Source organism: Cytobacillus citreus, assembly GCF_018343665.1.
GTDB classification, from domain to species: Bacteria; Bacillota; Bacilli; order Bacillales; family Cytobacillaceae; genus Cytobacillus; species Cytobacillus citreus.
This window is the reverse complement of the sequence record NZ_JAGYPM010000004.1, coordinates 666,973-681,571: the sequence shown is the minus strand read 5'-3', so window position 1 is coordinate 681,571 and position 14,599 is coordinate 666,973. Positions and strand designations below refer to the sequence as shown.

General features: G+C 41.5%; 13 protein-coding genes. All 13 read right to left on the bottom strand.

Translation table 11 applies throughout. The features are described from left to right. Positions 1–6 precede the first annotated feature (6 nt). On the bottom strand, positions 7–822 hold the full coding sequence (locus KHA94_RS19790; RefSeq protein WP_213103810.1) for a carbohydrate ABC transporter permease: 816 nt from the start codon (positions 820–822) through the stop codon (positions 7–9). Next, entirely contained in the window at positions 819–1,721 is a 903-nt protein-coding gene (locus KHA94_RS19785) for a carbohydrate ABC transporter permease (protein WP_249365654.1), read from the bottom strand. The genes KHA94_RS19790 and KHA94_RS19785 overlap by 4 nt, the downstream gene beginning before the upstream one ends. A gap of 38 nt (positions 1,722–1,759) precedes the next feature. Then, positions 1,760–2,881, bottom strand: coding sequence for an ABC transporter ATP-binding protein (locus tag KHA94_RS19780; protein WP_213103809.1), 1,122 nt, complete (start codon positions 2,879–2,881; stop codon positions 1,760–1,762). A 396-nt stretch (positions 2,882–3,277) separates the two neighbouring features. Beyond that, positions 3,278–4,126 carry an IS3 family transposase gene (locus KHA94_RS19775; RefSeq protein WP_213103760.1) on the bottom strand — a complete coding sequence of 283 codons (849 nt, stop codon included), beginning with the start codon at positions 4,124–4,126 and terminating at the stop codon, positions 3,278–3,280. A gap of 26 nt (positions 4,127–4,152) precedes the next feature. Next, entirely contained in the window at positions 4,153–4,455 is a 303-nt protein-coding gene (locus tag KHA94_RS19770) for a helix-turn-helix domain-containing protein (RefSeq protein WP_213101633.1), read from the bottom strand. 146 nt (positions 4,456–4,601) lie between these two features. Continuing rightward, a complete protein-coding gene (locus tag KHA94_RS19765) occupies positions 4,602–6,320 on the bottom strand; it encodes a GMC family oxidoreductase (RefSeq protein ID WP_213103808.1) in 1,719 nt (572 codons plus the stop codon). A 21-nt stretch (positions 6,321–6,341) separates the two neighbouring features. Further along, entirely contained in the window at positions 6,342–7,166 is an 825-nt protein-coding gene (locus KHA94_RS19760) for a gluconate 2-dehydrogenase subunit 3 family protein (protein ID WP_213103807.1), read from the bottom strand. Between the two features lie 1,176 nt (positions 7,167–8,342). After that, a complete protein-coding gene (locus tag KHA94_RS19755; RefSeq protein WP_213103806.1) occupies positions 8,343–8,906 on the bottom strand; it encodes an NADPH-dependent FMN reductase in 564 nt (187 codons plus the stop codon). 61 nt (positions 8,907–8,967) lie between these two features. After that, the gene (locus KHA94_RS19750) at positions 8,968–9,468 is read right to left on the bottom strand and encodes a flavin reductase family protein (protein WP_213103805.1); all 501 of its coding nucleotides are present in this window, start codon (positions 9,466–9,468) and stop codon (positions 8,968–8,970) included. Positions 9,469–9,601: 133 nt separating this feature from the next. Continuing rightward, on the bottom strand, positions 9,602–10,429 hold the full coding sequence (locus KHA94_RS19745; protein WP_213103804.1) for a riboflavin kinase: 828 nt from the start codon (positions 10,427–10,429) through the stop codon (positions 9,602–9,604). 328 nt (positions 10,430–10,757) lie between these two features. Next, positions 10,758–11,567: an alpha/beta fold hydrolase gene (locus tag KHA94_RS19740; protein ID WP_213103803.1), complete on the bottom strand. Its 810-nt coding sequence runs from the start codon at positions 11,565–11,567 to the stop codon at positions 10,758–10,760. A gap of 32 nt (positions 11,568–11,599) precedes the next feature. Further along, positions 11,600–12,856 (bottom strand): LLM class flavin-dependent oxidoreductase, encoded by a 1,257-nt coding sequence (locus tag KHA94_RS19735; RefSeq protein WP_213103802.1) that lies wholly within the window; start codon positions 12,854–12,856, stop codon positions 11,600–11,602. 106 nt (positions 12,857–12,962) lie between these two features. Next, positions 12,963–14,561 carry an acyl-CoA carboxylase subunit beta gene (locus tag KHA94_RS19730; RefSeq protein ID WP_249365615.1) on the bottom strand — a complete coding sequence of 533 codons (1,599 nt, stop codon included), beginning with the start codon at positions 14,559–14,561 and terminating at the stop codon, positions 12,963–12,965. Positions 14,562–14,599: the final 38 nt, after the last annotated feature.

The following is a 14,599-nucleotide window of genomic DNA, read 5'->3' as shown; positions in this document are numbered from 1 at the left end:
CAGCTGTTACTTTAGAGCCCCTTCTGTTAAACCTTTTTGTAATTTCTTTTGACCAAGGAAAAGTAAAATTAAAGTTGGGAGGATGATTATAACTGCACCTGCCATAATGACTCCCCAATCGTTTAATTGTTCCTGCGTCTGCAATTGTTTTAAGCCAATTTGAACAGTGCGAACCGTATCATTCGTAGTCACTAATAACGGCCATAAATACATATTCCATGAAGTTAAAAAGCTATAAATCCCATACGTTACTAAACTAGTTCTCGAAACAGGCAGAATGACCTTTAAAAAGAATTTAAAATCACCAATCCCTTCAATTTGACTAGCCTCTCGTAATTCTTTAGGGATTTGTTTGAAATTTTGCCGCAGCAAGAAAGTTCCAAAAGCTGTTGCAAAAAAAGGCACAGTCAGTCCAGAATAACGATCAATCCACCCTAAATCACGGATAATGTGAAAGTTAGGAATAACCGAAGCTTCAAAGGGAACCATCATCGTTGCAATAAATAAATAGAACAGAAAATCTCGTCCTTTAAACTCCAAAAACACAAACGCATAAGCGGCCAACGCCGATAAGATAAGCTGTCCAAGCATGATGACAATCGAAACGATAAAACTATTCAAAAAATATTGCAGTAATGGAAAACGAGTAAAGGCAGCAAAATAATTATCCAAAGAAATCGTTGTTGGCAAACTCCCTGTTAAAATATCCTGATTGGTCATGAAGCTCATGACAATCGCCATAAGAGCAGGCCCGGCTATCAGGAATGCCGAAATAATCAGCAACACATAAAAGATGGCCTTTTTTCCAGCAGACAGCATCATTGATAATGGACCCTCCTTTCGCCCAGCTTAAATTGCAGTGCAGTCATCAATAAAATAAAGATGAATAACACAATCGCTTGGGCACTAGCGGATCCAAACTGATAATTGACAAAGGCTTCCCGATAAATCGAATACACAATCAAATTCGTTTCATTGGCTGGACCGCCTTGGGTTAAAATATCAATCTGTCCGAAGGTTTGAAAGGCATTAATAATCGAAACGGTGATAACAAAGAATAATGTTGGCGATAGCATTGGAATCGTAATTCTTCTTAGCTTGTAAAAATAGCTTGATCCCTCAATATCGGCACTTTCATAGAGGGAAGAATCAATGGATTGTAATCCTCCTAGTAGAATCAAAAATGTAAAGCCAATATTCATCCAAATGGTCGTAACAGACACGGCAAAAAGCGCCCAATCTGGATCAGTCAGCCATCCGATCGATTCTGCTCCTAACAATTCAAGAAATTTGTTCAGCAATCCCATTGTCGGATTGAATAAATACAGCCAAAAAACGGAGGCAGCCGCAACCGATACCCCCATCGTTGAAGAAAAAATGGTCCGGAAAACACCAATTCCCTTTAATTTTTCATTCGCAATGACAGTTAAAAACAAACTGATTATGACTGTTAACGGCACTGTATAGAAAACAAATAAAAATGTATTTTTCATGCCTTTTAGAAAAACAGAATCAGTAAAAATTTCTTTGTAGTTATCCCAGCCTACAAATACGGTTGTCGCTCCTTTTGCATCTGTTAAAAAGAAGCTTAAATAAATGGTTTTTAACATGGGGTAAAACAAGAAAACACTGAATAAAATAAGGGAAGGCAATAAAAATAACATGCCTTTTATGAAACTTAACTTGCGATTTTTCTTTTTTACTCGTTCTACCTGATACATAAACGTTTCATTTGCTTCGAGCGCTGAATTTGCCATTCTCATATCGTGACAACCTCTCGTAGCTTCCCAATGTCTGCCGATTGAATTAATTGACCTGTTTCGACATCAAAGAATAATAAATATTGTGGCAAAATTTGCACGGGCACTTTTTGACCAAATTCAATCGTCCATTGTCCAGGCCATTTAGCCGTCCACAGCTCTGAACCTACCTCAAAAGCAATTAAAGTTTCATTTCCTAATTGCTCTACATTGACTGCTTCTAAATGGTGAATGTGATCTTTTTTCGATTCTCCTGGAAAAAGATGTTCAGCCCGAATGCCGACTTTTAAGTTTCGATCTTTTGGTACACCCATAATTACATCAGGATCTATCGATATATGTAATTGATTTTCGATAATGAGATGGTTTCCATCAGCAAAAAAGGCAGCATTCCCTAAATTCATCTTTGGCGATCCGATAAATGAAGCAACAAACAAGTTTTCCGGTTCATTATAGAGAGTAATGGGTTTCCCAACTTGTTGAATCTTTCCTTCATTGAGCACCATAATACGGTCACCCATCGTCATCGCTTCAACTTGGTCATGAGTCACATAAATCATCGTCAACCCTAATTGCTTTTGCAGTCTGCGAATTTGAACCCGCATGTTCGCTCGAAGCTTCGCATCCAAATTCGATAGGGGCTCGTCCATTAAACATAGCGGCGCATGACTAACAACTGAACGGCCCAATGCAACCCGTTGCCTTTGTCCGCCCGATAGCTCTCTAGGTTTCCGCTTCAACAATTCTGTAAGTCCTAACATTTCTGCCGCTTCCATGAGTCTTATTTGCTGTTCTCGTTTCTCTACTTTTCTCGCTTTTAAGCCAAAGAGAATATTTTGTTCAACCGTTAAATGGGGATATAGCGCATAATTTTGAAAGACCATTGACAAGTTCCGCTCTTTTGGCGGAAGATGATTCACTGTTTGATCATTAATTTTCAAAAAGCCTCCGGAAATTTCCTCTAGACCTGCAATCATTCGTAACAATGTACTCTTTCCTGAACCAGAAGGACCAACAAGAACAAAAAATTCGCCCTCTTCAATTGATAGATTGATTCCGTTTAGTACGTCCTTTTGTTTATCGTATGATTTTGTGATATCTATCAACTCTACCTGACTCATACTTATACCTCCCTTCTAATCCCCTTACCCATTTAACCATATTCATTCCTTTGAAATGGGTAATTTACAAATAATATACAAATGTTCAAATATATTCACACACTTTTAACAATCGGTTTGATAAGTGGGTAAGAAAAAAACTCACCGTGCTCCCCGCACCGTGAGTTTTTTTTCTATATAACATGGGGATAGTTCTAACAAAACATGGGGACGGTTCTAATGTTTCCAGGCTAATATGTGTTGCATATACCACACTTGCTGCTATATAAGATTAAACCAAGAGGATTAGGACTCCTTATCAACTTACAATCTCTTAGATAAGCGAGAGTCTGTTTTTCCCTGGCGCAATTCACTGTGGTCAAGACCCCAAAATATAGACATTATCAAAATACGACATTATATCGCTTTTTGATAGTTTAAATAGTAACTTTTAGGAGAAATGAATCCAAGTTTATATTGGGTTCGTTTTTCATTGTAGTAACGGATATATTTATTTAAATCTTGTTGAAATGTTTGTAATTGAATTTTTGGATAGAAACAAGGAAATTCTGTTTTCAATTGAGAAAAGAAGCTTTCAATCACAGCGTTATCCCAACAGTTTGCCTTACGAGACATACTAGGTGTAAACTTCAAATTCTTGCTCAAGTTATAATAATTAAACGATCTATATACACTTCCTTGATCACTGTGTACGGTGACTCCTTCAAGCGTTTTTAATTTTCGTTTCTTTCGAGCTGATTCAATGGTAGCTTTAATAAGCTCTTGATTAGGGCTAGAGCTAACTTCTAGGGCAAGAACTTCCTTATTAAATAGATCCATCAAGGCTGATATATAAAGTTTTTCTTGTTCAACTTGAATTTCTGTCATATCCGTAACCCATTTTTGGTTGGGGTGACTGGCATGAAAATCTCGTTCTAAAAGATTTTTATACACATATCCGGCAGCCTGGCCTTTTGTTTCTTGCGTTGTTTTAGGCCGTCTTACTAATGCTTTAATATTTGCTTCCCTCATAATACGAGCTACTCTTTTATGATTTGCAATAGTCCCCTTATCTTTTAAATATTTTGCAATTCTTTTGGCTCCATACGTGCCTTTATGAAGAGTGTATGCCCGTTTTATCTTAGTTAAGAGCTTACGATCCTTGTTTGAGACTTGCTTTTTAGGTCTACTAAGATAAGCATAATATCCACTTTTTGAAACCCCTAATACACGACAAAGAAGAACAACTGGATAATCCTTTCTCAAAAAAGAAATAGCTTCGAATTTCTTGCTTATTCGTTCTCTTTGAGAAAGGCCTGGAACTTTTTTAATATCTCATTCTCCAATTCTTTTTCTTTTAGTTTTTTCTCTAACTCCTTAACTTTTTTATTACTATTTTTAGATTGAGGGGTACTATGAGAATGTGGATTTTCTAAGCCCTTTTCTCCTCTTTCCTTATATGCATTAACCCAACGATTAACAGTATCACGGTGTAAATTTAGTCCTCTAGCAGCCTCTATTACTGATTTCTCCCCATCTATTATCTGAAGTACAGCTTTTAACTTAGTTTCGACACTTGTATGTTTTCTTGTCATTTTGTATGTCCCCCAATAATGTAGATATGTCGTATCTTTATCTATCCTATATGTCCATTATAAGGGGGGCAACCACTGGCACCACCCGAATTTTGTCGAAAGAATTCCGTAGTTTTGACAAAATCCGAGGATTGACAGGCACTTGGTTATGCCAATTTTCCGCCATTTTTAAGATAATTCTCCATTCCTTCTGCCGCCCGATAAGCCAACGCCCCAATTGTTGCGGTCGGATGATGGCCTGCAAATTGAGGAAACGCGGATCCGCCCACTACAAAGAGGTTTTCCATATCCCACATTTGCAAATAATTGTTAACAGCAGACGTTGCAGGATCTGCTCCCATGATCACGCCTCCAGCATAGTGCCCGCCTTGATAAATATGATCGAACTCATCGGGAATATCATCCTCATCAATAACATTTGCCCCCATTTCCTTCATGATTTCTTTGCACTTTTCGACACCGAATTTCGCTATGTTGCGGTCTTGATCTGTATACTTATTTGTTACCCGCAGAAGCGGATCGTTGAAGTCATCTTTATAGGTCGGATCCAAGTCGAGGTAATTATGCCACCAGGACATAATCGCTGGTGTATACCACACTTCCAGATTTCGGTTTGCGTAAAACAGGGATTTATCCTTGAATTCTGGGCCCCAGCCCGGGGTGCCCTTGGGGACATGATTACTCGCAATTGCCCCGTCGCCATATTGTCTGAGCTCTATGCCTCCACCGTTGATAAAATCCAGTTTTGTATGGTCGAAATTATCCGCGGCAAAATCACTCATTGTGCCACCCAGTGCTCCTGCTCCCATATATAAGTTGAATTTTTTCTTGTTGAAAAATCCTCTTGCACCTAGGAATGTTATATTAAACTGCCCATTGAAATTCCTTCCAATCACACCTTTTCGAGTTTTTGGATCATAAGGCTGTCCAATTCCAGATAACATTAATAGACGGTTGTTCGTAAATGTAAATGCACCGAGTGCAACTACATCGGCAGGTTGTATGTATTCTTGGCCCGTTCTTGTATCCACATACATAACCCCTGTTGCCTTTCCGCCTTTATGGAGCACTCTCCTTGCATAGGACTCATATCTTAATTCAAAATTATTGGTTGCCTGAGCCGCTGGGATTACCGTTACTCGAGCATCCGACTTCGCGCCGAAATCGCACCCATATTGGGTACAAAAAGAACAATACATGCATTGGTTAATGGTTTGCCCATCTGGGTTTGTATAGCCTTCCGATAGATTGGCAGATGCAACCTGGTAGGGATGGTACCCTAATTTCTTGGCTGCTTGCTTAAATAAATGGATCGGCGGAGACTCTTTCATCGGTGGGGTTGGATAGTCACTCGAGCGTTTGGCTCCAAGCGGATCCGGTTCACCTGAGATTCCGGCGGTTTTTTCCCAACGATCATAGTACTTTTCCATCTCATCATACTTAATTCCCCAATCTTGGATGGTCATGCCGTCTGGTATCTTGTTTTTACCATAGCGCTCGACTGTTTTACTGTACATTTCGAAATCGTATGGCCACCATCGATAGGTTGCGCCCGCCCAGTGAACGCTTCCTCCTCCTAAATCAGTTCCAGCCATCATTTCATCCCTAGTTCTTACTGGCAGCGCTGTTTCATCCAGTGTGTTGCGGGAGGTGATCGTTTCGTGTGATAAATTTTGCATCAATTCAAATCGATTGGTAAAGCGCAGTTCATCTTTGACACCTGTAAAATCGGCGAGTTCTCGATGCTCGCCGCGTTCCAATGCTACGACTTTTTTTCCTGCCTTGGCAAGTTCAGCTGCGACAATACCTCCAGCCCAGCCTGTTCCAACAACCACCACATCTACTTTATCCAGTTTTATTGCCATGTTATAAGCCCCCAGTACAGTTTATGAACCATGTGATTGATAATCCCTTAAGCCTTCAGGTTCCATCAAAATAAAATCTTCTTTATCAATATCATTTAAATAGGCCATTCGTGGACCGGGGTATTCTTTCATTTTCCAGCCCATCATATTTTTATTGCCGCCATACACGGGATCCGAATAAACCCCTTCTAGCGTTGTCTGTACAAGCAAATGAAAAAAGGTTACAGCGGCTACACCTTTCATATCAACTTCCCCCTTTTCAAAAGCCTTCAGCACTTCGTTTTGTTGGTCCACTTCGGCTTTTGGAAATGGCACATTATATTTTTTTTGGCTCACTTGATCGATTTTTCTTAGGCCTTCGATGAAAATTTCACTCCTGTTAAGTCTCGATTGATATCTGGGTGTTGGTGTTGGTAATTTTGTGGATGTATTTGGCCCCGATTTATCCTGCTTGGTCGTTTTATGTTGGTATTCATGAACTTGTTGAGTTTGAATGAACGGATCTTTCATATACTCCTTGGCATTTGTACCCCATGATCCGGCCAACTGCTTATCAATGTAATATGGAACACCCAGTTCAACTGCGCCTGGCCCATTATCATCTTTCGGAAAGATCCGTTCTGTAGCAGCTTCCAATACTGCAAAATCCTCTTCGCGGCTAAAAAACACCCGTGCTTCTTGTAAACTTTTCGTTGTTTTTTTGTTTTCCGTTGGCTGCCTTGTTTGCCATTGGCTTGTCAACAGTCCGCCAATCAATGAACCTCCAACTACACCACCGGCTACCAATCCCGTATTCTTAATAAATGTACGGCGGGTAATATTTTTTTCTTTATTATCATCTGCCATGTTGTTTTCCCTCCTGCAAGAAGTTCAATTATTATTCGTAAATCCTTCTGGTAATTCTATCCTTTCCAAATAAAAGAAGAATATTCTTGGTTGACAGCGAATTTCTAAATCTCTGGACTTTTAATCCTTTGTGGAATAACACGAACCTAAAAATATCACAGCCAAAAAGACCATAGCAGAAGAAAATTTTCTTTTCTTAATCGAGTAGGAGGGGGTGACTAATCCCCGACCTCTCACACCACCGTACATACGGTTCCATATACGGCGGTTCATTTAGGTATGACGCAAATGGTTGTATCTGTCCAGTAAACTTTTCAGCTTTTGTTTTCGCCAAAACTCTAAGTCAAGCGTTGTGTGTAGGATTGAACTTTTTGAAATGCGCCAGTATTTCTTTCTGGAATTTCCCCAATCATAGGCTTTCTCTTTTGGAACTCCAAGTGAGATGAGCCTTTTTATTTTTGTTTTGGGTAGCTTCCATTGTCCATCTATCTGCTTCATTTACTCTGTATCATCTTCGGCAGAAAGGACTTTGCTTTGTTATGCAAACTTATCCAATGATACCTAGCCTTATATGAAGTTCGTGTCCCTCAGACCGGAGATTTGCCGCTCGCTTCCTTCAGATTCTGCGTCACCACAGACACCCTTGCGTTAAGCTACTGCTTCTTCTGCCTTCGCAGTTCGGGACTTTCACCCTATAGACTGCACTTATGCTGGGCACACTAAAAAAAATCAGAGCCGAGGCCCTGATTTTTTTTCTTAGCTAGTGATCCGTAAGCCTGTTACACTTTAGTTTGCTTATACTCTACGGATTACCTTTTTGTATTTTCCATTTTAAATGATTTGATTGAGTGTTACCTGCAATGCAAAAAGGAGTTCGAAGGAAGGTAAAGTGGGGGAATATCTTTAAATTTGATTAATTTATTTTCCCATCGAATATACTAATCATTTAATCCCTTTCCATTGAGAACTTGCTGCATGCATTTTTCAACTCTAGGAAAACAGGGACGGTTTTAATGTCTCCGGACTAATATCGAATCGAACTAGTCAAGAGATGCTTGTTCCCTGGTTGCCTTCTGGGTCAGAAAAAGACCGGTTAATTCAGCTATTGCATTGTTATACACCTGATGGAGAGTAGAACGCCCCCTACGGATGGAGGCATGATCTTGGGATGGAAAATCACAAACGATCAACAGTTTTCATTTTTTGCTGTATTAAATTAGCATGCATAAATGCGATTTGATGAGAAAACATTTCAATATTTTTTAGTAATTCTGAATCTGCAATTTCATTCCGAGCATTAAAATGACTATTATGTGCGAAAACAAAACTAGGTGCAACATAGGCATTTAAATAACCTGCAATGGGTTTTAATTGATTTTCAATCACAAGGTAATGCTGATTGTTTCCGCCTGTAGCAACAAAGCCTATTACTTTATTGCTAAATTCAGATGGAGGAACCAAATCTATTAAATTTTTTAATGCGCCAGTAAATGATCCTTGAAATATAGGAGTCCCAAAGATGTAACTGTCAGCAGATGAAATAATTTCAATTACCTTCCGGGTATCCCCTGAATAATCTGAAGGTGGACGCCCATCACAAAACTGAACATTGTACTTCTTTAGGTCTAACACTTCTACTTCAGCTTCAGGTAATTTTTTTTTTATTTCATCCATTACTTTATTTATTACTATTAATGTTTTCGATCCAGTAATCGTTCCAGAAATCCCTAATATTTTCATAATTCACTGCTCCCATTTAGAGTTATTTAAAAAGCCCCGTCTCATAAAAATTAGAAATTCATTATTTATTCGGCCAATTTTCTGGAATCGGACCTATATTTCTATTGAAATAAAGTAATGGTTCCTTATCTTGTTTGTTTAGATCTATTACTTCACCTAAAAGGATCACATGATCACCTGCATCAATTTGTTGAATGGTTTTACACTCAAATGTTCCTAATGAATCTATAATAATAGGCAATCCATGCTCAGAAGTCTTCCAATTAACCTTTGAAAAACGATCCGGTTCTTTACCGGCAAATGCCCAACAAGCATCTGCCTGATCTGAAGATAATGTGTGTACAGCAAAGTTTTTTGCATTCATAAATTTATCTAAAGAAGATGCCTTTTTATCAATACACCAAAGCACGATAAGAGGATCAAGAGATACAGAGGCAAAAGAATTTACCGTAAGTCCAACTGGAGTTCCATGTTCATCCATCGTAGTTACAATCGTAACTCCCGTTGGATATAAACCCATAATTTGCTTAAATACACTAACCTTATCAACAAGTTCTTTCATAAAATATCACCTGTCCTTTTTATATTTTAACTATGAGTAAATCTAGCTGTCCTCTTTTCTATAAAAGTTTCTACTCTTTCTCCAACATCATCCGTAGAAAATATATCCCCGAAGAAATCTCCTTCAATATTTTTTATATACTTATAGAATTCAAGAATTCATCAAACATAGCTGACAATCCATTCTTGCCGATTTTCATTCGGCCATTCGGTTTAATCTCCTTGGAATGATGCATATAGAGGAGGAAATGAATGATTTTGTTCCGCCGCTCCAGGATATCTACACTTCCCTTATGAAAAAACCAGGAGTCAATGACATTATATACACCGCGATTGACGCCAAATTCCTCTTCACAGAACTGCACGAAAGACAAATCAGGCAAATGAGGGATTTCATCTTGATTAGGAATCCCCCTCCGTTCCCAGTAAAGAATAGGTTGAGGAAATTTCTTCGTTCCCAGTAAAGCAAATCTGTTTCGGACAAGTTCAACATCCCGACAGATTTGCTGAACCAATTCATCCTTATCCGGAAAAGAAATCTCTTTCCTTACAAAAAAGAGAAGATCCACTGTCAATCGTTCATGATAAATATTTTGATTAAAATCAAACAAGTGAACTTCATAACTGATCTGGCTATGATCATGTATAGTCGGCCTTATGCCAATATTCATGATGCCGTAAAATTGCTTCGCCGAAAGAGTAACCGATACACCATAAACTCCATGTTTAAGTCGGGGAGTCGGAGAGGTCAAAGATAGATTGGCGGTCGGGAATCCAATCGTTCTCCCCAACTGATTGCCTTTTATCACAACTCCTTCAAGTGTACTAAGGACCGGAGCCATACGTATCCTCCTTTTTCGTTGAAGCATAGCCATTTGTTTAGCTGAAAAGGCATTAGGGACGGATTGCTTCATGGGCTTTTTAGGAATTTTTAACTTCCTCTTTTCCTTTACTGATTCCATTTTCCACCTCATATCTTAATTGATTTTTTAAAAAGGAATTTGGTAACGAAAAGATTTTTAAAATTTCGATAAATTATCTACTATTATATGTTAGAAAAAAGGAAAGCTATCGCTTCCCCCTTCAGCTTTCGCCTCCCGTTATAATGGAGACTTTATTCTCTAACCGTTTCCGTATAACGCTCCATTGTGCCGGTATTTCAAACGAAACGTCAAACACGCCGCCTCTGTTTGATTCTGATGAATATTTCTTAGAATCCCTCTCGAAACGAACAGCACTCATTAAGATGTGCCTGATCTGCCCAACAATGTTGAATTAGGAGTAAAGGCCTTACAGTGTGAAAGCAATATCGCTGGTTTTCAGAAAGTCTCGAATGAGGGAGATCACTTCCTCCGTCTGTTCAACGTCGACTAAATGTGAAGCGCTTTCAATGATTTTTAGCTCAGAGTGGGCAATACGGCGATGAAATTCTTCCCCATACACGACTGGGATTAATCCGTCTTGTTTGCCCCAGACCAACAGCGTTTGTGCTTTAATCCGGTGTATTCGCGACTTTAAACCTTTATCGGGGATCGGCCATAAAAACTTGGCAGCCGCTACCTGGTTTTGGATCCGCTCGATCATCATCTCCGTTCGCTCATCGAGGTCTTCCGGAACATAACGCATCATTTGCGCTGCAGGCGAATCTTGATCCAGTACGACAAGTCTATTAAGTTCCTCCGGCAGCATGGCAAACATATCCGGAATCGGATGATCTTCTCGAAACAGTCCTGCCGGGGCGATCGCCACTAATTGCTTTACCCGGCTTTGATCGGTCGCCGCCAGTTCCGCCGCGATCATGCCGCCCAGTGAATGGCCGATGACATGGGCCGATTCAAGTCCGAGTTCATCGAACAAATCGTAATAGCAGAGAATCAAATCCCATAAATCCCGGATTGTCTCAAGCCCTGTCGAAGCCCCTGTTCCAGGTAAATGAGGGGCGTACACCTGGTAATGATTGGACAGTTCATCGAGAAACTGGTTCCACTTCAAACCTCCTAAATTATGCAAAAACACAACGGGCTCTCCCTGCCCTGCAATTTTCACTTCAAAAGAAACATTTTCATTTATTTTAATAATTTTGCTGATCGGCTGTGCCATGTTTTCACCCTCCTCCTCCATTGAAATGCCCACTACGGCTGTGTTACCGCTTCTTGTACTTTTTCTTCTGAAAATCCTTTTGGCCAATATTGCGAGTGATCCCATTCACTGTGGATATCTTTTACGTAAGGCATTACTTCTTCGGCAAACAACTGCATATTTTTCAGTGTAAGCCAATGCGGCATGGAACCAGCGTGCAATAAGCAGACAACGTTTCCGGCTCGCAGAGTCTGCAGAACATCTCTCAACCGGTCGCGAACCGTAGCCGGTGAACCCGCGATGATAAAACCTTCATCAATCAAATCCTGCCAGGTCATCGTACCGTCTTTAAGCATGTCTCCCGGTCTTTTTTTAGTTCCGTCAAACTGGGAGCGAAGTCCGGCCCGCAGACTTTTGACGGTCCGGTAGCCCGGAGCTTCGGCAAATCGGCGATCGGTGTGCATGCACTTACTGAAAAAGTAGCGAATATGTTCTTCATATTCTATTTGAGCTCGCTCGTCTGTCTCGGACACAAAAATAAACTGGCAGATCCCTGTTTTATACGGATTCCTATCCCCACCTAACTCATCGTTACGCTCCCAGAAGGGGCCCAACACCTTATTGGCATACTTATGGCCGAAGTAACTAAGAAAGGAGAACGAATATTGGTTTTCAATGCAGAAATCATAGGTTTCCACACTGCCGCCGCCGGGAATCCAGACCGGCGGATGCGGTCGTTGAGCCGTGCGCGGCCACGGATTGACGTAGCGCAATTGATTGTACTTGCCATTCCACATGAAAACATCATCACTCTTCCACGCCTTCATAATCAGGTCATGTGCTTCGTAATAACGTTCCCGTAGTTCCGCTGGGTTAATTCCATACGCGTAGTTTTGATCCATGGAGGTGCCTACCGGAAATCCGGCGATCAGCTTTCCGCCTGATAAGACATCGAGCATAGCCATTTCTTCGGCTACCCGTACGGGAGGATTATATGAAGCCAAGCTGTTACCGAGTATGAGTAGGCTGGTTTTGTCGCTTTTTCTTATTTTTCGAGATAAAATAGACGCCATCAGATTCGGGGATGGCATCATGCCATAGGCATTACTGTGGTGTTCATTGACACCCACGCCATCAAAGCCCAAATCAATCGCATACTCTAACTCATCCAGATAGTCATGATACATGCGGTGTCCTCGCTCCGGATCAAAGAGTGTCTTGGGAGGTGTTACCCATACGCTCGGGTACTTTTCTTCAAAGTCTGAAGGTAATTCGCGATACGGCATGAAATGAAAGGCAATAAACTTCATAATGGTTTCCTCCTGAATTTACTAGTTTTACAATCGGCCAGTCTCCTGTATGTTTAAATTCACCTACGAAGCTTCTATTCTCTTAAAGTTACCGTGTTCCTCCCTATTAACGCATAGTTCGGCAGCGTAATCCAACCTGGCGTGTAGTTAGCTCATAAGCGTCTTCCACCCAGTCGCACAGTACAGCGCGTGTTTCGCACGGCTCAATAATATCCACAATTCCGAATTTTTCGGCGGTACGGAACGGAGAAGCAAGCTTGTGGTAGTAGCCCTCCAGCTCTTCACGGCGTGCATCCGGATTCGCTGATTCCGCAATTTCCCTTTTATAAGCTGCGGCCACACCGCCTTCGATTGGAACAGACCCCCAGCGTGCCGACGGCCAGGCAAAACGATGATTGAGTGAGCGGCCTTCCGGGCCTTGCTTTGGTCCGTGCGCACCACCGCCGACTCCGAATGCACGGCGGACAATGATCGAGCACCATGGAGTTTGAGCCTGTTCGATCGCTGCTATCGCCCGCATCGCCGCAGCCATGGTACCGTTGCTCTCGGCTTCCAATCCCGTCATCACTCCTGGCTGATCGACCAAATTAATAATCGGGATATGGAAGGTATCACACAAGTCAACAAAGCGCTCCATTTTTCGCGCTGACTGCAGGGTCATTGCCCCTCCCATAACAATCGGGTCGCTCGCCATCACACCTACGGTATAACCGTTCAACCGCGCCAGGCACGTAATGGTGGAACCCCCAAAGTACCTAGCGATTTCAAACAATGATCCTTTATCGAACACGGTTTCCAGTATCTTGCGAGGCTTGTAGATTTTTCGCCGGTTTTTCGGAATGATCGAGTTCAATTCTTGATCGACACGCCACGGGTCATCATCCGTAATCTTGCGTTCAGGGACTTCCCAAACATTTCGCGGCATGTAAGAGAGAAATTGACGCACTTGGCGGAATGCATCCGCTTCATCGACAGCTTCATTATTGACCACGCCGCTCAATCGGGTGTGAACATACGAACCTCCCAATTCCTCCTTGGTCACATCCTGGTTAAGTCCTTGCTTCACCACTGGCGGACCTGCGGCAAAGACCTGGCTCATATCTTTCACCATCACAGAAAAATGCGAAAGCCCTACTTTGACCGCACCAAGACCTGCACAAGCACCTAGTGCAACTCCGACAACGGGGACACGACCCAAAAGAGAGATATTCGACCACATAGGATAACCTGGAATCTTGGTTCCTTGCAATCTTTCAAGATCTTTGACACTTCCGCCGGCCGTGTCTACCAACCGAATGAGCGGCATCTCCATCTCATGTGCCATTCGCTCGGCATATACCCATTTCTCGGAAACGGCAGACTCGGATGAACCGGCACGTATCGTGAAATCGTCACTCGTTACGATAAGCTTCCGTCCATCGATTCGTCCTGTGCCGGTAATGGAGTTGGACGGGGTGAACGATTCCAGATCTCCATCCTTGTTGTATTTACCTTTTCCTGCAATTTTTCCTAGTTCGCGAAAGCTGTCCTTATCAAATAAGAGATCAATCCTCTCACGTGCAGTCAGCTTACCTTTGCTATGCTGATAGGCAATCGATTCAGGACCGCCCAGTCCCTCGGCTACCTCGCGTCGGTATCGAAGCTCCTCAAGCTCCGGGGTCCAATCCAATGCTACTTCCGTTTTCTTATTTTCTGTCGTTTCCATCTATCTTTCTCCTTTAACTTTGGATTTTTTTCTCTTTC

Bases quoted from the DNA above. Each gene is read 5' to 3' on its own strand.
- KHA94_RS19790 (WP_213103810.1), bottom strand. From the start codon at position 822: ATGATGCTGTCTGCTGGAAAAAAGGCCATCTTTTATGTGTTGCTGATT.
- KHA94_RS19785 (WP_249365654.1), bottom strand. From the start codon at position 1,721: ATGTATCAGGTAGAACGAGTAAAAAAGAAAAATCGCAAGTTAAGTTTC.
- KHA94_RS19780 (WP_213103809.1), bottom strand. From the start codon at position 2,881: ATGAGTCAGGTAGAGTTGATAGATATCACAAAATCATACGATAAACAA.
- KHA94_RS19770 (WP_213101633.1), bottom strand. From the start codon at position 4,455: ATGACAAGAAAACATACAAGTGTCGAAACTAAGTTAAAAGCTGTACTT.
- KHA94_RS19765 (WP_213103808.1), bottom strand. From the start codon at position 6,320: ATGGCAATAAAACTGGATAAAGTAGATGTGGTGGTTGTTGGAACAGGC.
- KHA94_RS19760 (WP_213103807.1), bottom strand. From the start codon at position 7,166: ATGGCAGATGATAATAAAGAAAAAAATATTACCCGCCGTACATTTATT.
- KHA94_RS19755 (WP_213103806.1), bottom strand. From the start codon at position 8,906: ATGAAAATATTAGGGATTTCTGGAACGATTACTGGATCGAAAACATTA.
- KHA94_RS19750 (WP_213103805.1), bottom strand. From the start codon at position 9,468: ATGAAAGAACTTGTTGATAAGGTTAGTGTATTTAAGCAAATTATGGGT.
- KHA94_RS19745 (WP_213103804.1), bottom strand. From the start codon at position 10,429: ATGGAATCAGTAAAGGAAAAGAGGAAGTTAAAAATTCCTAAAAAGCCC.
- KHA94_RS19740 (WP_213103803.1), bottom strand. From the start codon at position 11,567: ATGGCACAGCCGATCAGCAAAATTATTAAAATAAATGAAAATGTTTCT.
- KHA94_RS19735 (WP_213103802.1), bottom strand. From the start codon at position 12,856: ATGAAGTTTATTGCCTTTCATTTCATGCCGTATCGCGAATTACCTTCA.
- KHA94_RS19730 (WP_249365615.1), bottom strand. From the start codon at position 14,561: ATGGAAACGACAGAAAATAAGAAAACGGAAGTAGCATTGGATTGGACC.